The sequence below is a fragment of the Bradyrhizobium sp. WSM4873 genome (genome assembly GCF_055811355.1).
Genome location: NZ_JBVVPS010000030.1, coordinates 27007 through 51097, shown reverse-complemented (window position 1 = coordinate 51097; position 24091 = coordinate 27007). Strand labels below are relative to the sequence as shown.

The 24091-nt window shown below is 60.2% G+C and carries 18 protein-coding genes; 12 read left to right on the top strand and 6 right to left on the bottom strand.

The window, feature by feature from the left end; all coding sequences use genetic code 11:
• Positions 1–165 precede the first annotated feature (165 nt).
• The 5 genes from AC0L21_RS30055 (at position 166) to AC0L21_RS30035 (ending at position 6582) form a co-directional block, all read left to right on the top strand.
• Positions 166–1548, top strand: a complete 1383-nt coding sequence (locus tag AC0L21_RS30055) for a glycosyltransferase (RefSeq protein ID WP_473265244.1) — start codon at positions 166–168, stop codon at positions 1546–1548.
• 1225 nt (positions 1549–2773) lie between these two features.
• Positions 2774–3844 (top strand): GDP-mannose 4,6-dehydratase, encoded by a 1071-nt coding sequence (gene gmd, locus AC0L21_RS30050; RefSeq protein WP_473265243.1) that lies wholly within the window; start codon positions 2774–2776, stop codon positions 3842–3844.
• Positions 3825–4775: a GDP-L-fucose synthase family protein gene (locus AC0L21_RS30045; RefSeq protein ID WP_473265242.1), complete on the top strand. Its 951-nt coding sequence runs from the start codon at positions 3825–3827 to the stop codon at positions 4773–4775. The genes gmd and AC0L21_RS30045 overlap by 20 nt, the downstream gene beginning before the upstream one ends.
• Before the next feature lie 350 nt (positions 4776–5125).
• The gene (locus tag AC0L21_RS30040; RefSeq protein ID WP_473265241.1) at positions 5126–5440 is read left to right on the top strand and encodes a hypothetical protein; all 315 of its coding nucleotides are present in this window, start codon (positions 5126–5128) and stop codon (positions 5438–5440) included.
• Between the two features lie 851 nt (positions 5441–6291).
• Positions 6292–6582: a hypothetical protein gene (locus AC0L21_RS30035; protein WP_473265240.1), complete on the top strand. Its 291-nt coding sequence runs from the start codon at positions 6292–6294 to the stop codon at positions 6580–6582.
• A 39-nt stretch (positions 6583–6621) separates the two neighbouring features.
• Here AC0L21_RS30035 and AC0L21_RS30030 read toward each other — a convergent pair whose 3' ends face one another.
• A complete protein-coding gene (locus AC0L21_RS30030; RefSeq protein WP_473265239.1) occupies positions 6622–7359 on the bottom strand; it encodes a metallophosphoesterase family protein in 738 nt (245 codons plus the stop codon).
• A gap of 610 nt (positions 7360–7969) precedes the next feature.
• Here AC0L21_RS30030 and AC0L21_RS30025 point away from each other — a divergent pair.
• Positions 7970–9400, top strand: a complete 1431-nt coding sequence (locus AC0L21_RS30025) for an undecaprenyl-phosphate glucose phosphotransferase (RefSeq protein ID WP_473265238.1) — start codon at positions 7970–7972, stop codon at positions 9398–9400.
• Positions 9401–9438: 38 nt separating this feature from the next.
• On the opposite strand, the gene AC0L21_RS30020 is transcribed toward AC0L21_RS30025, so the two are convergent.
• The 3 genes from AC0L21_RS30020 to AC0L21_RS30010 all read right to left on the bottom strand — a co-directional run bounded on the left by AC0L21_RS30020 (position 9439) and on the right by AC0L21_RS30010 (position 12975).
• Entirely contained in the window at positions 9439–9726 is a 288-nt protein-coding gene (locus tag AC0L21_RS30020; protein WP_473265237.1) for a hypothetical protein, read from the bottom strand.
• A 490-nt stretch (positions 9727–10216) separates the two neighbouring features.
• A complete protein-coding gene (locus AC0L21_RS30015; protein ID WP_473265236.1) occupies positions 10217–12448 on the bottom strand; it encodes a Wzz/FepE/Etk N-terminal domain-containing protein in 2232 nt (743 codons plus the stop codon).
• Between the two features lie 32 nt (positions 12449–12480).
• The gene (locus tag AC0L21_RS30010) at positions 12481–12975 is read right to left on the bottom strand and encodes a hypothetical protein (protein ID WP_473265235.1); all 495 of its coding nucleotides are present in this window, start codon (positions 12973–12975) and stop codon (positions 12481–12483) included.
• A gap of 695 nt (positions 12976–13670) precedes the next feature.
• Between AC0L21_RS30010 and AC0L21_RS30005 the strand changes: the two genes are divergently transcribed.
• From AC0L21_RS30005 to AC0L21_RS29990, 4 genes are read left to right on the top strand one after another with little or no spacing between them, the layout of a single operon-like run.
• Positions 13671–14873: an acyltransferase family protein gene (locus tag AC0L21_RS30005; RefSeq protein WP_473265293.1), complete on the top strand. Its 1203-nt coding sequence runs from the start codon at positions 13671–13673 to the stop codon at positions 14871–14873.
• 7 nt (positions 14874–14880) lie between these two features.
• Positions 14881–16218: a hypothetical protein gene (locus AC0L21_RS30000; protein ID WP_473265234.1), complete on the top strand. Its 1338-nt coding sequence runs from the start codon at positions 14881–14883 to the stop codon at positions 16216–16218.
• A gap of 6 nt (positions 16219–16224) precedes the next feature.
• Positions 16225–17334 (top strand): acyltransferase family protein, encoded by a 1110-nt coding sequence (locus tag AC0L21_RS29995; protein WP_473265233.1) that lies wholly within the window; start codon positions 16225–16227, stop codon positions 17332–17334.
• The gene (locus tag AC0L21_RS29990) at positions 17331–18422 is read left to right on the top strand and encodes an acyltransferase family protein (RefSeq protein ID WP_473265232.1); all 1092 of its coding nucleotides are present in this window, start codon (positions 17331–17333) and stop codon (positions 18420–18422) included. The genes AC0L21_RS29995 and AC0L21_RS29990 overlap by 4 nt, the downstream gene beginning before the upstream one ends.
• A 21-nt stretch (positions 18423–18443) precedes the next feature.
• Here AC0L21_RS29990 and AC0L21_RS29985 read toward each other — a convergent pair whose 3' ends face one another.
• On the bottom strand, positions 18444–19589 hold the full coding sequence (locus tag AC0L21_RS29985) for a glycosyltransferase family 4 protein (RefSeq protein ID WP_473265231.1): 1146 nt from the start codon (positions 19587–19589) through the stop codon (positions 18444–18446).
• A gap of 220 nt (positions 19590–19809) precedes the next feature.
• On the opposite strand from AC0L21_RS29985, the gene AC0L21_RS29980 reads away from it, so the two are divergent.
• A complete protein-coding gene (locus AC0L21_RS29980; protein ID WP_473265230.1) occupies positions 19810–21267 on the top strand; it encodes a lipopolysaccharide biosynthesis protein in 1458 nt (485 codons plus the stop codon).
• A gap of 19 nt (positions 21268–21286) precedes the next feature.
• The gene (locus AC0L21_RS29975) at positions 21287–22648 is read left to right on the top strand and encodes a polysaccharide pyruvyl transferase family protein (RefSeq protein ID WP_473265229.1); all 1362 of its coding nucleotides are present in this window, start codon (positions 21287–21289) and stop codon (positions 22646–22648) included.
• Positions 22649–22673: 25 nt separating this feature from the next.
• Here the strand turns inward: AC0L21_RS29975 and AC0L21_RS29970 are convergent, their stop codons facing one another.
• Positions 22674–23798, bottom strand: coding sequence for an acyltransferase family protein (locus tag AC0L21_RS29970; protein ID WP_473265228.1), 1125 nt, complete (start codon positions 23796–23798; stop codon positions 22674–22676).
• Positions 23799–24091: the final 293 nt, after the last annotated feature.

The window sequence follows — 24091 nt, the reverse complement described above, 5'->3', positions numbered from 1 at the left end:
GGCAACGTCCGAACTCTTTACTGTATTCAACTTATCACAGGCCTCAGAGCTCGCGGCCGGAAATCTTTGTTATAGTGAAAGTGACGAGGTTCGAACCGACGGTCGCCTGGAGATTTTGTTAGGCAATGGCACTGCCAGTGCGCTTCCCAATTGGACAGAAAGTCAATGAAAATATTGTTTGTCCACAATAACTTTCCTGCCCAGTTTCGGAATATCGCAGTCGCCCTTTCGCGCGAGCCCGGTCACCAGTTGTTGGCAATTGGAGCGTCGACTTCTCGCGCGATACCGTCGGTTAAGCTTATCAAATACGCGCTTGCCGATGCAGACGTTTCGATGACGCACCCATTCGCGAGGCGCTTCGATCTCGAGTGCCGACGGGCGGAACAAGTGCTTTATAGCTTGTCCAGCGTCGCGGCTTCGGGGTTTTCTCCAGATGTCATTCTTGCGCACCCTGGTTGGGGCGAAACGTTGCCGCTGCGAACCGTGTTTCCGCGCTCCAAATTGGCAGTTTATTGCGAGTTCTACTATGGCGCCAAGGATCGCGACCTCGGGTTTGATTCGGAATTTCCTGAGCCGGGTCTGGACGGCTATGTCGGGCTGCACCTGAAGAATGCCGCGACCCTCTTGGCTTTATCCGAAGCCGATCTCGGTATCTCACCAACCTCATGGCAGCATTCGACGTTTCCCGAGCACTATCAAAGCATGATCGACATCGCTCATGAGGGGGTCGACACCGACGTTATACAGCCCAATCCCGCGGCGCGCCTTACGCTGCCCGGCGGGCGCGAGCTTACTCGCCGGGACGAAGTCATTACATTCGTGGCGCGGAACCTCGAACCGCTCCGTGGCTATCACGTGTTCATGCGGGCGCTTCCGGAAATCCTGGCGCGGCGACCAAATGCGCAAGTACTGATCGTGGGAAGTGACGGGCTGTCATATGGGCAGTCGCCGCCTGCAGGCACGACCTGGAAATCGATCTTCCTGAACGAAGTCAAAGATCAAATCGATGCTAATCGCGTCCACTTCCTTGGTCGGGTCTCGTATCGTGTCTTTCTGAGCGCTCTGCAGGTCTCATCCGCTCACGTCTATCTAACCTACCCATTTGTGTTGTCTTGGTCGGTGCTTGAGGCGATGAGCAGCGGCTGTGTCGTGATTGGGTCCGACACCGCGCCCGTGCGAGAGGTTATCCGCCCGGGGGAGACCGGCATTCTGGTGCCGTTCTTCGCGGTTGGCGAATTGGTGGCAAAGACGGTTGAGGTGCTGGCGAGCCCATCGAAATTTACTGCTATGCGCGAGGCGGCCCGTCGATACGTCGTCGATCATTTCGATGCGAACCGGATCTGCATTCCGCGCGTTCGGCAACTGCTCAGTGAAAATGCGGCCCCGACCGCGGCAGCCCGAAGCGTCTGGCCGGGCAAGGAAGTGCCAACCGAAAAGAGAAGGCGCCAGAACGAGGCTGTCAACCATTCGACGAAGGCAGATGTCGCCGACAGGACCAATCACGTCTCAAAGTCAAGCCGGACAGTCCAGCGGCGCAAATCTCTTTGATCGCTTGACGGTCCAGCGCCAGCGCTGGATCGCATCACCCCCAAACCACCGCGTGACGTGTTGTCTTGTTGGTGGTCACTTGATTGCGCTGAAGCATTCGGCTCGAACTCGACGGGATCGAAGAGGTCGATGGTCGCGAATCTGTAGGGCGAGCGTAAAGGCTTCGATGTCGCGCACATGCCTGGAGCCTCATCCCTCTGCCTGCGACAAAGCGCCCCGCTTGCCGGCCCGTCCGCCAGAAGCCATCCGCGCCGCTTTGACCGCGAGCCCGCCGTCTCCTGCATTGATCGAGCGGCTCGCGCCGCGCCCCCCCGGCCTTGCGGAGAACGCTCAGGTTGGCAATCGGCGTCTGGTTCGGCGCTCGAGAAGGGCTTGCTCAGCGGCTGTGCGGGTGGCCATCTTGATCTGTTGATCGCCTTTAGCAGGCACGGTGTCGCGGCCTGGTCGGCGATCTTTTCAAGGCCATCGCGCGCACGATCTTGCATAGTCCGCCTCGCCGGCGCCCCTGACCCTGTTGCCATGGGTAAGGCTTGTTCGGTAAGCTCCAAAGAGGTCCCGCTTGGTTCGGACAACTGACCGGGGGCGTCCGGCGAGCGCGAGCAGTGCGCCAAGGTGGACAACTTCCGCTACCTGGGTGCCACGGCATGTTGAGAGGGATGAATAATGTCGAGTTGGGTCCAGTTGCTGACACGCCTTGTCTTGGCCGCGGCCTGCCTATCCAGTTTGTCTATGTCAGCGGAGGCCGCCAAAGGCTATCGCCACTGGGACGCTCCAAGTGGTTTTGTTGCTGGTGTAAGGGGCGGAAACCCGCTGTCGGTTCCTTTTTTTGGGCGCGGCTGGTATCCCGGGACAGTTCATTATTACGGCCCCCCCGACGGCTGGTGCTGCCGCGCCGCGGCGATTTCCGTCAAATACTAACGTACGCGCTACCCACCGATTGGCGTGCGTGGTCGCGCGCCGGAGTGTCCTTGTTTGATTTGCGCAGTCCTGGAGCGAGTTGACGCTCCCAGGGCGCGTTAACTGTGAGACGCAAAAACAAGGGATAGGCTCGACGAAGAGCCTTCCTTTTGACCTGATGGAGACCGAGCCGCTGGCTCGCACCGGGGGTTGACCCAGAAGGCCTTTATGTCCAAGAAGGGCTCAACGTTGCGCGGCATTATCGACCTCGGAGCCTAGCGCTTGCTCGCTCATGACCCTCCGTTCTTTGGAGAGCAGTCTCTCGGAAATGGCCAAACCTGTTGCTCTAATTACCGGCGTCACCGGTCAGGATGGCGCTTATCTCGCCGAGCATCTGTTGTCGCTCGGCTATATTGTACATGGCATCAAACGGCGGGCGTCGTCCTTCAACACCGCGCGCGTTGATCATCTCTATCAGGATCCGCATGTCGACGACGTGCCGTTTGTGATGCACTACGGCGATATGACTGACTCGACCAACCTGATCCGGCTGGTGCAACAGATCAGGCCGGCCGAAATTTATAATCTTGCCGCACAGAGCCATGTTGGCGTTTCCTTCGAAAGCCCCGAGTACACGGCGAATGCCGACGGCGTGGGCGTATTGCGGCTCCTGGAAGCGATCCGCATTCTTGGTATGGAGAAGGAGACCCGATTCTACCAGGCGTCGACATCTGAGCTGTATGGTCTCGTTCAGGAGATTCCGCAGAAGGAGACGACCCCATTCTATCCGCGCTCGCCCTATGGCGTTGCCAAGCTCTACGGCTACTGGATCACGGTCAACTACCGCGAGGCCTATGGCATGTTTGCGAGCAATGGGATCCTGTTCAATCACGAGAGTCCACTGCGTGGTGAGACGTTCGTTACTCGAAAGATTACCCGAGGTGTGGCGCGTATCGAAGTGGGAATCGAGGACGTCCTGTATCTTGGCAATCTCGAGGCAAGGCGCGACTGGGGCCATGCCAAGGATTACGTTGAGGGCATGCATCTGATTCTCCAGGCGGACAAGCCCGACGACTTCGTCCTTGCCACCGGCGAGATGCATTCGGTCCGGGACATGGTCGAGCTCGCTTTTTCAGAAGTCGGCCTAAATATCGAATGGCGCGGCAAGGGGATTGAGGAGGTTGGCGTCGAAACCAAGAGCGGCAAGACTGTCGTCCGCATCGACCCGACCTATTTTCGGCCCACCGAAGTCGATTTGCTCGTCGGCGATGCCAGCAAGGCGCGCGAGCGGCTCGGCTGGAAGCCGAAATATACGTTTCCGCAACTCGTGCAGGAGATGATGGCGAGCGACATCAAAGAGGCGAGGCGGGAGGCCTCAGGTGGTAAAGCCAGCGTTTGAGCTGAGAGGCAAAAGCGTTTACGTTGCCGGCCATCGCGGTATGGTTGGTAGCGCGCTCGTGCGCCGGCTTGCGTGGGAGGACGTCAGGCTCGTCACGGTGGATCGAAGCGTAGTCGACCTGCGCAACCAGGCTGCGGTGTTCGAGTGGTTCGCTGTAAACCGGCCTCAGGTCGTGTTCTTGGCTGCGGCCAAGGTAGGCGGCATTGTCGCCAACAATACCCTGCGCGCCGAGTTCATCTACGACAATATCGCGATTGCCGCCAACGTGATTCAGGCAGCGCACCTGAACGACGCCGAGAAGCTTATGTTCCTCGGCTCCTCCTGCATCTATCCGAGACTTGCGGCTCAGCCCTTGCGCGAGGACGCGATTCTGACCGGGACGCTCGAACAGACCAACGAGCCTTATGCCATCGCCAAGATCGCCGGCATTAAGATGGCGGAAGCCTATCGCAGCCAGTATGGTCGCGACTTCATCAGCGTCATGCCGACCAATCTGTATGGCCCCGGCGACAACTACGACCCGGAATACAGTCATGTCGTTGCGGCGCTGATCCGCCGGTTTCACGAAGCCAAGACGTCAGGCGCGGCAACCGTCGCGGTTTGGGGGACCGGTACTCCACGGCGCGAGTTCCTCTTCGTCGACGATATGGCAGACGCCTGCGTGCATCTTGTGAAAACCTATTCGTCCGGCGAGCTTATCAATGTTGGCAGCGGAGAGGACATTACTATTGCCGAGTTTGCCCGTACTGTCGCGGCGATAGTCGGCTATCGAGGCGAGATCACGTTCGATCCGAGCCGGCCGGACGGCACGCCTCGCAAGCTGCTGGATGTCAGCCGCCTTGTCGCGCTCGGTTGGTGCGCCCAGACCTCACTCGAGGACGGTATTCGGCTGGCTTATCTGGCTTATCTGGCGACTACCGCTCCGTCGTAGCCATTGGGCACTAGCTCAGGGTGCAGGACTCCCAGACGTTCACCTACGATCGGCTGGCGGCTCTACGCGTCCATTCTCGCACGGCAGCTTTATCACCGTGGCAATCCGCCCGAGTTAGCTGCAGACCGTCCAGTTCGTTCGGCAGGCGAAGCCGATGGTGCAGACCCCCGATCCGGCGCTGACGATCGGCGACCGGTGCTGCCATTCGTCGGCTTCGTGAGTACGAACAGTAGGTCTTCGGCGCGATCTCCATCTCCATCAACTCGGAGCAAAATCTAAGAAAAATTCGATGCCCAATTTAAGCCATTATTAGAATATCGCCGCTAGAAAAGATGTGATTTGGCGGAGCAATGAACGTGACGACCCTTTATCTGAGCGCGATGCTTGTCGGAATGGTTCTTGGAATCCGTTTCCGGTTCGTTGTGTTATTTCCAGCCATTGCCGCTGGGTGCGTCATCGTAGCTCTGATCGCGATGGGCGCTGGTGAAAGTGTGTCAGATGCGGCACTCTCGATGATCGCGACTGCCTGTCTGCTCCAGCTTGGCTATGTCTGTACGTCTCTCGTTGCGGCGCCATTTTTCAGGGGCGAGGAGCGTGAAACCAAGCCTTCCCAATTTAATGGAAGCGCCGATCCGCTTCGCTCGACGTCTAGGTCCGCGGGCTGATACGCCAGTCCAGAAGGACGCGGCGGGCAACGGGTCCAGTTCCGCCCTGAGCCCCAAGCGGGTGGGCGACACAATGAAGTCGCCGCTGCCGAGCGTTGTCGCCGCGACGTTCTTAAGTAGGATCGCATCGAGCGAAATTCAGAGGATTCGATGCCGCCGAAACACGCCATCGATTGATCAATTGCATCGCCTGCCTGCTCAAGCCCGCTTTCCGCGCCATGTTCGGCTAAGGTCGGAGAGCGGTCGAACGCGGGTGGCGTGCCGCGCGGATCTGAACTTTCGCTGGGTGACCAGTCTTGCGGAATGCCGACAAAGATAACTGAAGATCAGAGCTTTCTGCTTTTGCTCCCAATTGGATCGCGCCCGACAGCGAATGGAGGGACCGGCGACTGTCGTGATCGCGATGCTCGGTAGAAATAGCTTTGTAAGAAGCCGCGCGTCGCTTCTTGGGGGATGGCACTCCGGATTGAATCGAAATCCAGAGCACAACGCCATGCGTCTCGGCTCAGGTGCGAACAATCTTTCAGCACTGGTCAAGATCGAGAACCATGATGTCGACACACTGGTTGCTCTTCATGGGCGTCGCACTCTCCAGGGAGGGTCTCATGGTTTCTGCAATGGCGTCTGCCCCAATCTCCGTGTCGATTTTCTGCGCCGGCGTCTTTGTAGGCTATGCTCTTCGCGCCTGGCGAAACCGGCGGGAGATCGAGATTTTATCCGCTCGCTCTTCGCATCGGTCGGTTCGCTCGCCACGGATCTCGACCTTCGGACATGCCCGACGAGCGTTCTAGCCTCTTTCGTTTGCGCGAAACCTTCGCAGGACTGAGCATTCGAGAAGGGGGCACAAAGGCATGACCGAGGCGAGGAAGGACGCTCCGCGGCGATACATCGTCAACGGAGCTGGGCAGCGCGTGCTCGTGGGCCTCACGACCTCGGAAACCATCGAATTCGAGCGGTTGGACAACCCGCAAGTCGAATTCGAGGCCGGTGCCGTGCCTGACCAGGGGCGGTTGGAGGAGCATTGCCCCGGCCGCAACGCGAGCGCGCAGCGCTGGCTGGAGCTTTACGGCAAACATGAGCGCGCCTGGAGCGTTTGGATGGCTGAGAGCCGGGCGCGCTTGCATCCACACCTGCTCAATTAGCTGGCAAAGGCCGGATCAGCAAGGCTCCCGTCCGATCGTTTATACCGCGAGCATGCTGCTTCCCTGAATGCTCATCAAGGTGAGATTGCCAGTTGCATAGGCTCCCGTATCTATATTGACGCGATTAGCGAGGAACTCGGCGCTGCGGACCGGCGTATGACCGTGTACAATATATTTGTCGAACTGCTCGTCGCTTCGCAGGAATTCTTCACGAATCCAGAGTAGGTCACGCTCGGTTTGCTCGGCCAACGGTACCCCTGGTCGAACTCCGGCATGAACGAAGAAGAAGTCTCCACAACTGAAGCTCAGCCGCAGATTGTCGAGGAATTCCAGATGCTCAGGCGGCATTGCGCGAATCAGGTCTCGCAGGATCGAGGCCGGCTCGTCGCGGGTCAGGTCCGGCGGCGCGAGCCCGTAGGACACCAATGTCTGGGTGCCGCCGACGGCGATCCAATCCTCGAACAATGAAGGGTCATCGAACACCCTCACCAGAAATGCCTCGTGATTCCCTTTGAGGAAAACCGCGTTGCCCCGGCGGCTTCGTTCGATCAGGACGTCGAGGGTGGAGCGCGTATCCGGGCCGCGATCGATGTAATCGCCCATGAAGACCTCGATCGCGTAGCGCGGCCGGCTGCAAGCAACGTCGGCGTCGATCACGCGCAACATGGGCTGGAGCAGATGCGCGCATCCGTGAATGTCCGAGATCGCGTAGATGCGGACTCCCTCCGGCAATTGCGGTTTGGGAACAGGCGGGCGTGGTCGGGCGAGAGATATCATGGCGCTCAATCGATCGGGTGGTCGAAAAATTTCCCCAAGTCGCGGGCACCGGAGAGCTCCCATCTAACACAAACAACGTGAAGTCGGTGGAGAGCGTCCTTGTTGTCCGGCTCGATCACGCCAAAAGAAGGGCGGCAGCTTTTGCCCACCTTGTCATACGATCGCGGTGCGAACGGTCGGCCCGTAAGAATTGCATCGCTGAAGGCGAGAGCGGGGCAAAGACGCATGCCGGAACGCAATCTCCATCGCACGCTCAGATAGAAAATCATAGAAATTCTCGCAAGTGACTCATCGTAGTCCGTCGAAGGATTGCATCGCCTGAAAAGATGAGCGAGGAAGTGCTCTCGCGGCAGCAAAGCATCGCAACGGACGAGGAACTTGATTCAAAATAGGGCAGTGCGTTCGCTCATATGTCGGCGCTGTGACGACATTTTCAGCGCGTCGAATTTGGCTTCGCATTTCAAACAGAAACATCATTCGTGCGCCGCAAAAATTTTGCGTGCAGCGCCACAATGTCGCTGCGATCACGCAACACTTTCCGTGCGGGGAAGTGACGAGTCTTCAGCATCACGATTAGCGTCAGACACTCTCTCGATAGGCAGAGGTTCGAATGGCTGTTGCAACTTATGGTTCTGAAAACGCTCACGCGCTGTCGTCGACGCGAGGTGGCGCTCTACAGAGGCCATTTCAGATCGTCGTCATGGCTGCTGACTTTCTGCTGATCTTGTTGAGCTATGCCGCCGGCGCTTCGCTGTACGGCGCAGCCGTTGCTTCGCCCACCGACGGTGCTCCGGTGGGAGCGGGATTATTCGTCGGCGTGGTGTTCGTCGCGGTCGCCTATTTCCGGGACGTCTATGCCACGCACCGGCTGCTCAACATCGTCTGGCAGCTTCGAAAGGCGGTGTTTATCTGGCTGACGTCACTGACGATCCTTGCCGTTGCGGCCTTCCTGCTGAAATCAACCGACAATCTGTCCCGCGGCACCGTCATCGTGTTCGCCGTGATCGGCGGACTTGGCTTGGTCAGCCTTCGCTTCGTCTGGCAGGCGGTGTTCGCTACAACCTTTGCGAGAAGCCGGCTGGTCGATCGCAAGGTCATCCTGCTCAGCCTCAAGCCGCTCGACTTCACCTCCAGCCGCTTCAAGGACCTGCGGAGAAACGGCTTCGACGTGATGCGCCATTTCGTGCTTGGCGACGAGCTGGATGACGGCCATTGGGAGCGGCAGATTCGCGACGTGATCCGTCAGTCGCGCTCGGCCGATGTCGATGAATACCTGCTTGCGATCGACTGGAACGAATTGCCGATGCTCCGCAAGCTCGGGCCCTATCTGCGCGCGGTCCCGCAGCCGATACGCCTGCTGCCGGACGATCCGATCGCCGATCTGGTGGCTCGCCCCTTCCTGCCGGTGAGTGGAACTGTAGCGGTCGAAATCCAGCGGCCGCCGCTCACCATTCTCGAGCGGTTGCAGAAGCGCTGTCTCGATGTCGGCGTGGCTCTGTTCGCGCTCGTGATCCTGACGCCGCTTTTGCTCACTGTTGCCATGCTGATCAAGCTTGATTCCCCGGGGGCGGTCATATTTCGCCAGTCGCGCCGCGGCTTCAATGGCAGGCCGTTCGAGATCTGGAAGTTCCGCAGCATGACCGTTTGCGAGAACGGCGAGGCGATTGCTCAGGCGACCAAGCAGGATGCCCGCGTCACCAAGATCGGGCGCTTCCTCCGTATGACGAGCATCGACGAATTGCCGCAGCTCTGGAACGTGCTGCGCGGGGACATGTCGCTGGTCGGGCCGCGTCCGCACGCACTTGCTCATGACAATTACTACGACGAGCTCATCAGCAAGTACGTTTACCGCCACCACATGAAGCCGGGTCTGACGGGCTGGGCCCAGGTGAACGGCTTCAGGGGGGAAACGCCGACGATCGATCTGATGGAGAAGCGGGTCGAGTATGATGTCTGGTACGTCAGCAACTGGAGCATCTGGCTCGACCTGAAGATCATGGTCCGGACAGCGTCCGCCGTGATGTTCCAGGAAGCCTACTAGTCGCTCAGCACTTCACTGCCCGGAACCGGATCGAAGAATCAGGTTCCGTCTCTCGACGACCTGCTGAAGAGCCGCATGATCGCATCGCGCAAGGCGAGCAACGGCGGCACCAGCACGAAGAAAGCCCCCATCGCAACGGAAACGATGACATGGCGGGCCGAGAAGGGTTCGTCCTGCTCGATTTCCCGCTGGCTCCGGTCGATGGGCTCGGGCGAGAGCGTCGTCGCCATCGCCTGCGGGCGCGGTTTGCGCGGGGGAACAACGATCAACACAAACAGGATGTTGAGCATAACCCAAATCATCAGAATTGTCAGGACAATCAGCATCCGAGCCCACCGGCAAAGAACTAAAAATATAGGATAAGACTAGCCTCACGGAACCCAGAAAGAAAGATGCTAAAAGTTTCGGCAGTTTGACGCATCGAGGACCCGGATTGCCTCGTCTTGCCGATGAAGGGTTGCCAATTGGCGCATTGTCCTAACCATCGTTGTCTTCGTCAATCCTTGCTTTTGGCTATGCCAACAACCGTAGTTTGTGGATTCCGGACGACTACGGGGGCCTCCGCTCTCGCGGCAGGCTCGGCGCCATCTTCGGCCTCGTACGCGTAGGCGCCATCGATCGCCTTCAGACAACAGTTCCGCGAAACGCAAAAAGGCCCGCTGCCAAATGGCCGCGGGCCCGAGGGTGTTCCAGTTCGGCGCGACGTCGCCTCGTCTAAAGGGCGATGCGAACAGGATCAATCGTCATCGCGCTTTTGGGTCGTCGTCTGAGCATGATCGTCTCGGAAAACCGCTGCGGACATTTCCGGGTCATGCTTCAGGCATGCTCGACGTAGTAACTGTTGTGGTGCTTGCCCTTATACGCCTCGATGCGCTTGAGCATCTTCGGGTTGGCGCGGTTGAGCACGGCGCCGAGCAGTTTCTTCTGCAGAACTTCCGATCCCGAAATCGATTCCTGAAGAGCGCTTCGTGTCGTCTGCCCCCATTCGATCACGTAGACCATGGCGTCGATCAGGAAGCTGACGGCCTTTGCATCCGCCACCGGCATCACCGGCGCAAGGTCGATCACGATGTACTCATAGTGCTCTTTCAGCACCTTGAGCAACTCGGCCATCGCCTTCGATCCAATGACGTCGGCCGAATTGACCATGCGGGAGGCCACGACGGACGGCAGGAAATCAAGCCCTGTCTCCTTGCTTCGTTGCACGCGGTAGCCCAGGCTGGCCGGATCGTTGAGCGCCTCGACCAGTCCGGTCGTGGCGTTCGGCGCGAGCTCGCGCGTGAGCGAGCGCGTGTGCAGGTCGCCGTCGATCAGGATCGTGCGATGTCCGGTGAGGGCGACCAACTGTGCGAAATTGGCCGCCACCGTCGTTTTTCCCTCCTTGGGGAGGGACGATACGATGCCGATCACCTTGATCTCGCGGGTCAGGCGCGCAACGTCGATCGACACCTTGATGTTGCGCAACGTCTCGGCAAACCGCGAGAACGGATGATCGACGACGTAGCGGGACAGGTTGGGTGAACCGGTCTTCGCGGACGTCGACAACAACCCGCCTGTCTTGGTTGGTGGACGAATGTCGGGCAGGACGCCGAGGCACTTGACGCCGAGCTCATCCTCGACCTCTCCGGGCGTCCGCAGAACATCGCTTAGCATTTCACGACCAAACGCGACGCCGAAGCCGAGGCAGAGGCCGCCCACTAGACCACCGACCAGCGCCAGGACCGTACGCGGCGAGCTCTTGCGATCCGGCTTGTTGGCGGTGCTGATGAGGCGCGACTCGCTCAGCGGAAAGCTCTGATTTTGCGTCGCGCTTTGCAGCTTCTCGAGGAAATTGTTGTAGAGATTGCGATAGGTGTCGGCCGCACTTTCGAGGTCGCGCAACTGGACTTCGGCCTGGCCGGTGTGGCCGGCCTGGGCGACGAGATCCTTCACGCTATTGTCGAGAGAAGCCTCCCGGCTCTTGGCGATCTCGTAGTCGCTGCGATAAGCGTCTCCGATCCGATGCAGTTCGTCCGCCATGTTCTTGCGGATTTCCTCCATCTTATTGGCCACATTGACGGCGGCAAGATGGGTCTTGCCATACCGCTTGGACCAATCGGCATACTGAGCTGCGAGATCGAGGTATTGCGCGCGCAGGCGGGTGATGACCGAATTGTTGAGGGCATCGGTCACGGTGGATTGTGCGACATCCTGGTCCGAAATCGTGTTGATCCGGTCGAGTTTGGCCTTGGCTTCGGCGCTCGTCGAGCGCGCCTGAACCAGCTGGGTATTGAGGTCGGACAATTGCTGTTCGGACATCAGGCCGCGGCTGGTTCCGACGATGTTGTGCTCGGCCTTGAAGGTCTGCACGGCACGGTCGCTGGCGGTTGCCTGCTCACTCAGCTCGATGCTGCGCTGCTGAAGCCATTCGGTTGCCCGCTTGGTGGACTGATATTTGGCTTCCAGCGCGCCGACCAGATAGGCATTGGCAATGGCGTTGACGATCTTGGCGGCCTTGTCGGGGCTCCGGGAGCGATAGTTCAGCGACAAGACATAGGTCGTCAGGACGCGCTCGGTTCTCAGGTTCTTCTGGACCGCTTCGACCACGGCATGTTCGAGCTGCTCCTGCGACCCCGGTTCGCCGGAACTGAACAGCGACATGACCTTGCCAAGGACAATGGACAGAAGGCTTGGTTTGGAGCCGTTGAACTCCGGATCCTCAGTCAGCTTCAGGCGACGGACAACCGAAAGGATCAGGTCGTCCGAATTGATCACCTCCACCTGGCTGTCGACATAGCCTGTGTCGATCAGGGCGCTGTTGGCGTTGCTGTCCTTGTCCAGCACCTGGGCCTGGCGCGTATCCATCATGATGCGGGCATTCGCCGTGTACATGGGTTGCGCCGTGACCAGATAGACGATCACCAGGGCCAGCGAGGCACCAGTACAGGCTGCGATGATCGGCCATTGCCGGCGCAGGACGTCGGTCACGCGCTCGAAGCTGAGGACGGCCCCGCCGAATTCGATGCCGAATCGGTGTCCCGACTGGAAATGTTCTCTAGGCTGATACATTTGTTAATTCGCTGCCTTTTGACGATCGCTGATCAATTCGGAAGGGGAACGGGCTTGAACGGGTTGGCCAGCTTGGTCTTCCACTCGCCTTCGAGCAGCGCTCCGCCTCGAGGCGGTTGCACAGGGCCCTTGTCTTGCGATTGAGCCTGGGCGCCGGAGGCGTCATCTCCAGCGGCGGCGTAGCCTGCCTGCACGCTGAGATCGCCGATCCGCTGCACGAAATCCCTGATCTTGCGTGCGGCGTCCGGCTTCTTCGACGTGCATCGCCCTTCGGCAATCCTCAGCGCGGCGCCGATGGACGAGCGATCGGTAGAAGCCGAAGTGGAGATGAGCGCCTGTACGGATGGCAACACCGACGGGTTCGTGGCGATATAGTTGGATAGCCGATATCTCAGCTTCTCCTTGTCATTACGCAGCCGCTCCAGGAGCGAGAAGGGCGATTTTACGAATGTGTCGAGTTCGAGCTGTGAGGCACGATCGGAAAGTTCGACGCACTGGGCGCGGCAAGCATCGATACTCCCGACCATCAAGGCTGAACCTGCCAAGATGATTGGTAGCCATCGCAATCTCGCAAGACGACGTGTCAGTCCGCAACCCATCCGTGTCCCTTCCTCCCTGGCGCAATAAGGAGAACGCACGAGATCTGGCAGGTAACTGTGTCAATTTTTGTGCGACGCAAAAGCTGCATGCATATGCTCTACGACAACGCGTAATGCCGTTTCCTGCTCGGTTGCAAAAGGAAGATATGCAATGCCTGCGAGATCGGCATTCCGCTGCTTAGGAATGTTGCAAACTGAAAACATTTGAGGCGTTGCACGTCGAAGTGCTGCGAGCCTGCGTCGCAAAACCGACACAAGTCGTCACGCGAGTCATTGTTCCCGTCTGCGAAAGATTATCAGCGCGATATGCGCAGCAACGTGCATGCGAAAAGCTCAAATGTCTTCGTGGCCGGGTTGATCGCAACAGCGCCGAATTTCGCGCACACTTTGCGCGCAAATACTCGCAATCATCTCGCTCGAATTGATTTGCGCGCGACGCACGTCGATCTCAGGGTGAAAGTGGCGTGAACTTGGCGCTCGCATGTCCGAATGACCTGCGAGCGTTGAAATTATCGTCGCCCCTCATGCGTCGAATGTGAGTCCGCGATCGCGGAGATTGAACACGCGCAAGACCTGATACACACTGCTGCGGTGCAATGGCTGGGAATGTAGATGTGACGGAGATGGTTCATCGTGAGAAGGCGCATGTCCTGCCGCTCGACAGCATTCGGGGGATCGCCGCGACGTCGGTGGTGATTCACCATTTGCTGCTGATGCCGACCTTCCTCGCGGCGTTCCCGCACAATGCGTGGATCAACTGCTCGTTCTTCAGAAGCTCCTGGCTACTGGTCGATCTGTTCTTCGTTCTCAGCGGGATCGTCATGTCGCTCAGCTACGTCGAGAGCGACTTTGGACGCTTCTCACTGCGCGAGTTCATGGTACGGCGACTGGCGCGGGTCTATCCGCTGCACATCGTCATGCTGATCGCAAATCTTCTGTTTCGACTCCTGCGGATCGGTTTGGTCATGGCCGGCGTCGTGGTGGCCGCGCCGGCGGCGTTCGAGGTGAACAATGCCTATTCCTTCGGTCTCAACGTCCTGCTGCTGCATTCGATGGGGTTCATCGACTATCTCAGCTGGAACGCGCCGAGCTGGAGTATCAGCGTCGAATTCTATACATATCTGGTGTTTGGCCTGATCGTGCTGCTCGCCCAGCGCATGCGGTCCCTGCTCTGGTTCTACGTTTTCTGCGGGGCGCTTGCGATCGGAAGCCTGGTCGTCATCATCTTCGTACTGGACAAGAGGAGCCTCGGGCTTCAGACCGATTTCGGCATCCTGCGCTGCTTCGTGAGCTTCTTCCTGGGCGTGCTGACGGTGAGAATCGTCGATCGCCTGCCGGCCAAGCCGGGTCGTCCCGTGCAGGGCGCGCTGCAATTTGTCGCCATGATCGCGAGCATCGTGCTGGTGTCCCTGGCGGAGACCAATCCCGCGGCAACGTTCCTTGCGCCGGTGACGTTCGCGATCTTCCTCGGTAGCTTGCTGGCCTTTCCTGACGCGCTGCTGGTGCCGCGGATCCTGGTGGTCAAGCCTCTGGTCTGGCTCGGCAAACGGTCCTACTCGATCTACATGGTGCATGCGCTCGTGGTGCTGCTCGCCGAATATTTCGTGCGGGCCGTCGGGGCAGGGCGGATCGCTGCGCTGGATACGGTCTGGGCGGGCCTGCCGGCGACCTTGAACCTCGTGGTCTCGCTGGCCGCCGTGCTGGCGGTCTCGCACTTCACTTATCTTTACGTCGAAATCCCCGGCGGCAAGTTCATGCGAAATGCGCTTGGAAGCCGTCGGGATTTCGCGCGATCTCCCGCGCAATCGGCGCGGCTGACGAACTGAACCTGATATGACGATCCTCGCGCTGCATCGGCCGAAAATCACCTTGATCAGCCTCAACATCGAGGCAATCGCGCTCGGAGCCTATCTGGTCCGCGACGCCTTTGGCGGCGTGATCCGCTATTACACCAGCATCTATCACATGAACGCGCTCTGGTACGTACCCGACGCCATTGCGCTTCTTTGCCTCATCCAGTTCTTCGTCCATTGCATCTTGCGCAATCGTAGTACCCTGGCCTTTCTGGTCTTGGTGCAGATCATGCTGTCGCTCGTGCTCGGCTATTTCATGCTGGGTACGGTCAACGCAGCGGTCTCATCGTTCAAGATGATGCTGCCGGTGTTCGTCGGATTCTGCTTTTGCGATTCGAGTCTCGGCTCATACAAGAAGCTTCTGTCGGTCATCGCGGTTACCTTCTACCTGTCGGTGATCGGTGTTTTCCTGACGAAATTCTACCTGATGCCCTGGGTGGGCTACAAATACGAGTCCTTCGGCGCGGTGCGCGAGGCCGGCAGGTTGTGGTGGGCCTATGGTGGCGACGACCAGCGCCTGATGGGCTTTGCTGCCGACAACACCATGGCTGCCTTCTTCATCCTGGTGTCGTTCGCGATCACGTCTATTCGCATGAGAACGTCTTGGTGCTTGCTGCTCGGTTCCATCGCGATCTATGCCATCAAGCTGACCACGAGCAAGACGACCATGATCGTCCTCGTGCTCTACTTGATTCTGCTGGTGTTGGTGCGGATGCTGCCTGAGAGGTCGCGCTTTCCCGCGATCCGGACCATCGCGCTGTGGTCGTATGCGTCGATCTTCGTGCCGTTCTTCATGATCGTGGTCGCTTCCGGGACCGCCGCGGTGTCGCATTCGACCCTCTTCAGCATCCTCGATCGCATCAACAACAGCTGGCAAAAGCCGTTTATCTACCTCACTCAGCTCATGCCCATCGGCCTCGTGACCGGCTGTGGTGCAGGTTGCTTCAACTATCCGCAGCAGCTGTTCTCGCCGCTCGCGCCATTTTGGGTGCCCGTCGACAATTTCTACATCGGGACCTATCTGATGTTCGGGCTCCCCTTTGTCGCATTCATGGTAATGGTGTTCCGATCGACGTTTGGAGCAACCGACGTGTACAAGTTGACGCTGATCTTCGTCGTCAACATGTTTACGATCACGGTGTTGAACTACGGCCCGGCATCCGGCCTCCTGATCATCGCATTGAGCTTCAGCGAAGTGTTCTCGCGCCGCGCGACCTTCGGGTGGGCGGGCGACGCCGTGCCGATTGTCGTGCGGCCGCCGATGCCGTCATTGGAAGGCTTCCGTCCGGATATGCCGGCGGCGAGCGGAAGCAGGTGAGAACGAATGATGCATAGACGGCTCGCATTCATCGACACGCTGCGCGGCATTGCCGTGTTGTCAGTCCTGGTCCAGCATGTGTTCGAGGTGATCGTCGAGAAGCACCCGACGGGTGCCTATTACTGGCCCATCCACGATGTGTTCGGCTACTACATGAACTTTGGCCGGTTCGGCGTGGTGTTGTTCTTCTTCGTCAGCGGCTTCGTCATTCCGTTCAGCTTCCCGGACAGCGCCACGCCCGTGCGGGACTTCGCGATCAGCCGCTTCTTCCGGCTCTACCCGGCTTACTGGACCTCGCTCATAGTCGGGCTCGTGACGATGCAGCTGCTGGATTCGAAGATCTATCCGCTCGGGCAGGTCGCCGCGAACGTGACGATGTTGCAGACCTTCGTGAACGTCCCGAACCTCTGGGTCTTCTATTGGACGCTGGCGATCGAGCTGCTGTTCTATGTCGGATGCACCATTCTGTTTGCGATGGGGCTGCTGAACCGGCGCTTCACGGCGGTGACGATCGTCGTTGCGGCCGCGCTGGTCGGAACCATCGCTGCGCTCCTGGTTGAGAATAGGGCCGTTTCCTCGGTGATGGAGGTCGGGCTGAACCTGTCGGCGATGCTCCTGGGCAAGATCATCCGCGACACCGTCATCGGCGGAAAGCTGCGATGGTCCCACGTGGCGGTCTGCACGGCCCTGTATGCGATCTTCGCCATCGCCCTCGCCGACCGGCGGTTCGGAGGCGTGTACCACGAGAACTTCTTCTACAGCTATTCGATCGCAGCGGCCTATGTCTGCGCGGCGCTCGTCTTCATCGGCTTTGCCGTGTTCGGCGAGCGAATGGCATGGCGCCCGATGGCATTCGTCGGCGTGATCAGCTATTCGGTCTACCTGATGTCGCCGTTCGCGATCGTCTTCATCCATCGCCTCGGATGGTTTGGCGACGGGCCGCTCGGATGGGCAATCTTCTTGACCCTGATCCTTGCGTTGTCGATCCTGGTCAGCTGGATGACGTTTACATACGTCGAGAAGCCCAGCATTGCCTTCGGACAGAGGTTTCGTTCGGCACGGAGAACGAAGGTCGTTCTCGAGCCTGCCCTCAGTGCTCAGGGTGCTGCAGAATGAGTCACGCGCCGCACCAGCCGGGCGCCGCCTACGACGGATCGTTCGTTCCGTCGGTCCAGGGGCTGCGCGGCGTTGCGGCGCTGAGCGTACTGATGGATCATTTCTACGATATGCCGAAGGGAGGCATGTACGACATCCCGGATCCCGGCTTCCTGCCGCCGCTCTGGCTCTGGCTACAATCGGTCATCAATGTCGGGGGGCATGGCGTGGAGCTGTTCTTCATGATCAGCGGCTTCCTGATCCCGGCCAGCCTGGTGCGGCATGGCTCGCTGTCGCGATTTTTCTTCGATCGCGTCCTGCGCATCATGCCGGTGTTCGTCGTCCTGCATCTTGCGCTGTTCGCGATAGGTCCGATCGTCGGCTACAAGTTCTTCCGTGGAATCGACCTGACGAGCTATCTCGGTATTTTCGCGGCCAATCTGTTTTTCGTCCAGGACGCGCTTGGCCTGCCCATTGCCCAGCAGAATGCCTGGACACTGACCTATGAGTGGGCATTCTATATCTGGTTTGCAGTGACGTTCTCGATGCTGCGCGTCGGAGGCAAGATGCTGGCAGCCCCCCTGATCCTGCTGGGCATCGCTTGCCTGCTGCATTGGCCGATCACAGCGTTCTTCTGCGTCGGTATGCTCTTCAGCGCCACCGGCTTTCGCATTCGCATGCCGGGACGTCTTGGCTTGGCCGTGGGCCTGGCTTGCGGAGTGGCCATGTATGCAAGCCTGGCGCTGTTTCACCCGTTCGTGGGGCTGCTTCCCGGATTCTTGCTGTTCGGCATGGTGCTTGCCCCGGGGTCGGGCCTCGGCAGGGCTCTGAGCGCGCCAGCCCTGCAATATGTCGGTCAGATCAGCTACAGCCTCTATCTCGTGCATCCGTTCGTGCTCTTCCCGTTGCAGGTGATCGGCCTGAAGCTGGTCGCAGCCGGCGTCGATCGCTGGTTGCTGTGGGCCGCCTTCATCGTGCTCGGGCTGGTGATGTCGTTGGTCGCAAGCGCGATCAGTTATGAGCTCATCGAGGTCAGGCTGAGGCGACTGCTGGACGGCGCGAGCCGTGGCATGTTCTTTCGACCGCTGAAGGTCGGGCAATCGGTTTGAGCGACCGCGTGCCTGTCGCGGTCAGCTCACGGTACGGCCGGCGAGCTTGTGATAGGACCCCAGCAGCTGTTCGGCGATGCGGTCCCAGTTCAGGAGGCCGGCCGCGGTTTGCCGTGCGCCGTCGGTCAATGTCGCGACAAGCGGCTTCGAGGTCAGCACGCGTTCGAGTGCATCGGCCAATGCAGTGGCGTCACCCGGAGGAACCAGCAGCCCGTTGACTCCGTCGGTGACGACGTCGGGAATGCCGCCGGTGGCGCTGGCAACGACGGGACGCGCGTTGCCGTAAGCGGAGGCAAGCACGCCGCTCTGCGTTGCATCCTTGTAGGGCAGGGCGACCACGGTGGCGGATTGAAACAGCTGTCCGGTGTCGGCGGGCGAAATGTAGGCGTTGATGGTCTTGACCGTCGGCATCGCTTCCATCCGCGCCCCGAGCCGTGTCATTTCCGGGCCGCGGCCGGCGACGATCGCCTCATGCGGCACGCCGCGCTTGGCCAACATGTCGATCGCGTCGATGAAGACGTCGAGGCCCTTATAGGCCCACATCCGTCCAAAAAACAGGATGCGCGCGGCTTCGGGCGCCGCGACCGTACCTCTGGCCGGTGGAACCATGAGCACGCCGTGCATGCTGGAGACTGTTGCGCCGTTGAAGTCGGGCGAGGCGCGACGAAAATCGGCAATGCAACTCTCGCCATGAGTCGTGACGATCGAGGCGGCGGCGCGCATGCGTCCGCGCCAGCCGTCCTCGCGTGGCGAGGTGCCGGAGCCGCCTTCCGAATGCGGGATAGCATCGTGAACCGTAAGCACCAGGGGAATGCCGAGTGGGCGAAGGAACTGGATCAGCTTGGACGTGTAGATCTCCGGAACTTCATGACAATGAACGACGTCCGGACGAAACGAAATTATGTCGAAGAAAGAGGCCGGGATGCCGAGCACGCCGCCGCGGCGCAGGCTCAAATCGCGAACCCGGGTTTCGAAGGGAGCCGCAACCGCGATATCGGCCAGTTCCCATTGCTGGTTGGCATCCTTGCGGTTGAGCACGAGCCTGACGTCGCAATGGTGAGCCAATCCTGCAGCGAGCCGGTAGGAATATTCTGCAAAATGCGGTGCATAGATCGCCACACGCAGGCGCCTGGAATTGGGGATAGAAAGCGGGGCGGACGAATTCATCAAGGCATCCATTTTGCATCACATCGCAGAGAGCGATCGGAGTGTAGTCCACGATTTGAACTCACTTCCACTCTAAATCGGAATCAAGATGGCGCTCATCTGATTGTCATCACTCCGTCGTAATGTCGCGAGCAATCAGTCGCCGTTGTGAGCGGCGACAAGCGGTGGCGCGTCATAATCACAGTCGCGTCGTCTGGATCGAAATTGGGTCGAATTGTTGATGAACGTCACTCGAGGCAGGCAACATCAGGTCGTGGTGGCGCTGTTTTGGTCGCTCGCGCAGAATTGGGGCGGCCGCGCATTGTCGTTCGTGCTGTTCCTGGTGTTGGCTCGGCTGCTCGATCCCGCGGATTTCGGTCTTGCGGCGCTGGTCGCCTTCGTCCTGCTGCTTTTGAGCTCCATCGCCGAATTCGGCTTCGGTGATGCGTTGATCCAGCGGCGGACGCTCGAGCCTGCCGATGTGACGCTGCCGTTCTTCTGCTCGTTTGCAGCCTCGGTGCTGCTGGCCGTTCTGATTGCACTCCTCGCGACACATATCGAGCGTTGGTTCGACGTGAAGGGGCTCGCGCCGCTGCTGACGGCTGCCAGTCTCTCGCTTCCGATCGGTACCGCGACCCTGTTCCAGGAGGCGCTCTACAAGCGCCAGATGGACTTTCGCGTGCTCGCGGTCAGGACCATGGTGGCGACAGCCGTCTCCGGCGTCGTGGGGATCGCCTGTGCCTATGCCGGGTTTGGCGCCCTCAGCCTCGTGATCCAGGTGGTCGTTCAGAGCGCGATCAGCGGCTTGTGGCTCTGGAGCCAGCCGCGATGGTTGCCGATGCGCGGCTACGATCTGAAGAGCTTCCGCAAGCTCTCCGGCTACAGCATCCACGTCATGCTGAACCGGCTGCTGGACTTCGCCATCGTGCGCACCATCGACATGATCATCCTGTCGCTCTATGGCGTCGCGGCGCTCGGCATCTACACGGTTGGGGCGAGGGTCTACCTGATCCTGATGCAACTGCTCACCCAGGCGGTCATGGACGTCGCGCTGAGCGCCTTGTCCAAGATCGCGCACGAGCGGGATCGCATCGCAGGCGCTTATCTGCGCAGCGTCAGTCTCGGCGCGCTGATCGGATCTCCGGTCTTCGTGCTGCTCGCGGCGATCGCGCCGGAGTTCTCTTTGCTGCTGTTTGGCGCAAAATGGGGCGGCAGCGAAGCCGTGATGCAGCCGCTGATGCTGATCGGCGCGGTCCAGACGGTGCAGTTCGTCAACAGCGCCTATTTCGGCGCGCTGGGCAAGCCGAACTATGTCTTTGGGCTCAACATCCTGAAATTCTGTACGGTCGTGCCGGCCATGTTCCTGCTTCCGTCGCGCGACATTGGGCAACTGGCAACGATCTTCGCGTTCTCGCAGCTGGTGGTGACCCCCGTCACGTTTGCGCTGGCGCTTCGGCTGCTTGGCTTGAGCTGGAGCCAGTTTCTGCGTCCCATCGCGGGCTGCCTTTGCGCCATCGTTCTGGCCTACGGCGCGGTCGTGCTGTGCCGGGAGGCGACGCCGGGCATGAACCCCTATTTGCGGATCGGGCTGCTGTCGTCCTGTTTTGGCGCGACCTATCTGACGGGCCTTCTGCTGTTCTGGCGGAAGCAGCTCCTCTCCCTGATTGATTTCGTCGTGAAGCGCGGTGCGACCGCTTGATGAAGACGAGGAGACTATCGTGAAGCAATTGATCCCGGTGCCCGTACGCAGGCAGCTCAGAGGCTGGCTCAACAGCGCCAAGAATACGCCGCTGGCGCTCGATTTGCTCGAGCTGCGCAGATGGCAGAACGCCCGGAGTGACGTCGGCGTCAACGCCGCGCCGCGCAACGATCCGCGCCGGCTCGTCGTGCTTCCTTCCGATCCCTGGAGCGTTCGTCAATCGCGAGGCGATGAGGCCATGATCGAGGCGGCCACCGGGGAGGTGAGGCGGACCTATCCGAACCTCGAGGTCTACATCGTCACCGCGACCGCAGCGGCCAGCGCGGACGTGCGCGCGATGGGCTTCAAGCCGCTCGAACTCTGGCGGCAGCCGTTTTCGTACGAGACAGTCGCTCAGGAGCTGTCGCTCACCAGGCCGGATTTCGGGCTGGTTCTCGGCGCCGACGTCCTCGACGGCTACTATTCGCCGGTGGATGCCGCGCGCATGCTGCTCGTCGCGGACCTGATGGCGGCATTCGGCGCCAAGGTCAGCGTGCTCGGATTCAGTTTCAATTCCCGCCCGGCAAAAGCGCTGCGCGAGGTTTTCCGGCTGCTGGATCCGGGCGTGGTCCTGAACCTGCGCGATGCGATATCTCTTCAGCGTTTCGACGATTTCGCCCGGAAACGCGCCCACCTGGTCGCCGACGCGGCGTTCATGCTGACGTCGCGGGCGGAGACGGCCGCAGTGAAGCAGATCGCGGCGACGATCGCGCGACAACGCGAGCAAGGTCGCAAGGTCTTCGTCTTCAACATCCATCCGATGTTGTTCAGGAAGCCGGAGCCGGCCAAGCTGCGGCACATGATAGAGCTCGCGGCGGTCGCCATGGAGCGGCTTGCCCGGGAGCACAACGCAAGCTGGTTGTTGCTCGCACATGATTACCGCCCCGAGATCGCCGACGACAATTGCCTGCGGCCGCTGGCCGACCGCCTCAAGCCCACGCTCGGCGATCACGTGCACCATGTCGATCAGGCGCTATCGGCGGGCGAGATCAAGGCCGTCGTCGGTCTGGTCGACGGCGTGATCACCGGGCGCATGCATCTGGCGATTGCGGCGCTGGGGCAGGGCACGCCCGTCGCAGCGATCACCTATCAGGACAAGTTCCAGGGCCTGTTCGCGCACTTTGGCGTCAGCGAATCGCTGCTGCTGTCGCCGGCCCAGTTCCTGGTCGACGACAGCTTTGAGAAGTTCGTGCTGCACTTCCTGGGCACACACGAAGCCGTCGGCGGGAAGGTGCGTCAGATGCTGCCTGACGTCATGGAGCTGTCCCGCGCCAACATCGCACCGCTGCTGGGCGAGAGCGCGATGCGGGCTGTGCCGGAGGCCGACGGCAAGGTCGCCTGAACGCCCTCATGTCATCGGCAGGCGGTCAGTTGACCGCCCGTTCGGTGGTGTTGTCAAAGCGGACGGAGGTGTCGGTTGCGGCCGCCTTGCGCGAGGATGCGGCACCGATGTCGGCCCAGCGGTTGATGAAGCGCCGCGCCGGATTTTCGAAATAAGCGTAGGTGCGGTCCGAGATCACGGTCAGGACCACACAGCACGCCAGGGTGAACAGGCCGAACTGATCAGGCCGCAGTCCGAGCCAGGTCCACAACGGCTTGAACACGGCAATGAGAACCGCATCATGCAGCATGTAGATCGCATAAGAGGTGTTGCCGAGCCGTCCGAGCAGGCGGGCACCCGGAAACTGCCTGAAGGCGCTTTCGCCGACCGCAGTGAGCAGGATCGCGCAGGAGAACAGGACGATGGCCAGATCCGGCTTGGCGAAGACGTTGAGGACGAGCACGGAGAGGCCGAACGTGCCGATGCCGGCGAAGATCATCCGCTTGTGCCGATAGGGATGCGACATCCGAAATAGAATGGCGAGCAGGATGCCATTCAGGAAGCTCGGCAGCGCGCGGAGCATCCCGTAGTCGAAATTGGCGCCATACATCTGCGACCGTTCCTGCCAGATCGGCAGATGGCCGTGGGCAAGGACCAGATAGAGCGCTGCGACGATCGCGCCAAGCACGACCGGTTGGACCTTGCGCGCAAGCAGCATCAGCAGCGGAAACACCAGATAGCAGAAGAATTCGGCGCTGATCGACCAGGACGGCGAGTTGAAGCTGAGATGGTCGGTGACGCCCCAGGCCTGGAGCAGCAGAAGGTTGTACAGGAAGTCCAGCGGGGTCGAGCGGACCGTGCGCTCCAGGCCGACGCCGATGAGCACCACGAAGATGAGCAAGCTCAGCAGGTGCAGCGGATAGATCCGCGCGATGCGACGGATCATGAACCGGGAGTAGGCCGCCACGCCACGCGCGTCGGACGGGTAGGAATAGGAGATCACGAAGCCGGACAGGATGAAGAACATATCCACGAACAGGCCGTAGGACCCGCTCCAGGCCGGCGAAATGCCCGTGTCGATCAGCTTCAGGTGGAAGATGAAGACCCCGAGCGCGGCGACGAAGCGGTAGAAGTCGAGAACGACAAAACGTCTTGCTTCACTGGCTTCCATCGGGCCTCGGAGTCCTTGCGCGGTTCATCTCTCTTCTAGAGTCGAATTGTGACGCAAGTTCGCTGGATGCAGCGGCGGAGGCAGCGTGATCGCGGATCGGTCAGCTCCGAGTTCCTCAAGACCGTCTTGTCGGGGAAGCGAACATCTTCATCGTCCCAACACTGCCTCTTGATAAGGCAGACGCCAAGTGAGCGGGGGGGGGGGGCGGGGGGGGGGGGGCCCCCCCCCCCGGGGGGGGGGGAAAAAAAAAACCCCCCGGGCCCGCAAAAAAAAAAGGGGGGGGGGGGGGGGGG

Bases quoted from the DNA above. Each gene is read 5' to 3' on its own strand.
- AC0L21_RS30055 (WP_473265244.1), top strand. From the start codon at position 166: ATGAAAATATTGTTTGTCCACAATAACTTTCCTGCCCAGTTTCGGAAT.
- gmd (WP_473265243.1), top strand. From the start codon at position 2,774: ATGGCCAAACCTGTTGCTCTAATTACCGGCGTCACCGGTCAGGATGGC.
- AC0L21_RS30040 (WP_473265241.1), top strand. From the start codon at position 5,126: ATGAACGTGACGACCCTTTATCTGAGCGCGATGCTTGTCGGAATGGTT.
- AC0L21_RS30035 (WP_473265240.1), top strand. From the start codon at position 6,292: ATGACCGAGGCGAGGAAGGACGCTCCGCGGCGATACATCGTCAACGGA.
- AC0L21_RS30030 (WP_473265239.1), bottom strand. From the start codon at position 7,359: ATGATATCTCTCGCCCGACCACGCCCGCCTGTTCCCAAACCGCAATTG.
- AC0L21_RS30025 (WP_473265238.1), top strand. From the start codon at position 7,970: ATGGCTGTTGCAACTTATGGTTCTGAAAACGCTCACGCGCTGTCGTCG.
- AC0L21_RS30020 (WP_473265237.1), bottom strand. From the start codon at position 9,726: ATGCTGATTGTCCTGACAATTCTGATGATTTGGGTTATGCTCAACATC.
- AC0L21_RS30015 (WP_473265236.1), bottom strand. From the start codon at position 12,448: ATGTATCAGCCTAGAGAACATTTCCAGTCGGGACACCGATTCGGCATC.
- AC0L21_RS30010 (WP_473265235.1), bottom strand. From the start codon at position 12,975: ATGGTCGGGAGTATCGATGCTTGCCGCGCCCAGTGCGTCGAACTTTCC.
- AC0L21_RS30005 (WP_473265293.1), top strand. From the start codon at position 13,671: ATGGTTCATCGTGAGAAGGCGCATGTCCTGCCGCTCGACAGCATTCGG.
- AC0L21_RS30000 (WP_473265234.1), top strand. From the start codon at position 14,881: ATGACGATCCTCGCGCTGCATCGGCCGAAAATCACCTTGATCAGCCTC.
- AC0L21_RS29995 (WP_473265233.1), top strand. From the start codon at position 16,225: ATGATGCATAGACGGCTCGCATTCATCGACACGCTGCGCGGCATTGCC.
- AC0L21_RS29990 (WP_473265232.1), top strand. From the start codon at position 17,331: ATGAGTCACGCGCCGCACCAGCCGGGCGCCGCCTACGACGGATCGTTC.
- AC0L21_RS29985 (WP_473265231.1), bottom strand. From the start codon at position 19,589: ATGAATTCGTCCGCCCCGCTTTCTATCCCCAATTCCAGGCGCCTGCGT.
- AC0L21_RS29980 (WP_473265230.1), top strand. From the start codon at position 19,810: ATGAACGTCACTCGAGGCAGGCAACATCAGGTCGTGGTGGCGCTGTTT.
- AC0L21_RS29970 (WP_473265228.1), bottom strand. From the start codon at position 23,798: ATGGAAGCCAGTGAAGCAAGACGTTTTGTCGTTCTCGACTTCTACCGC.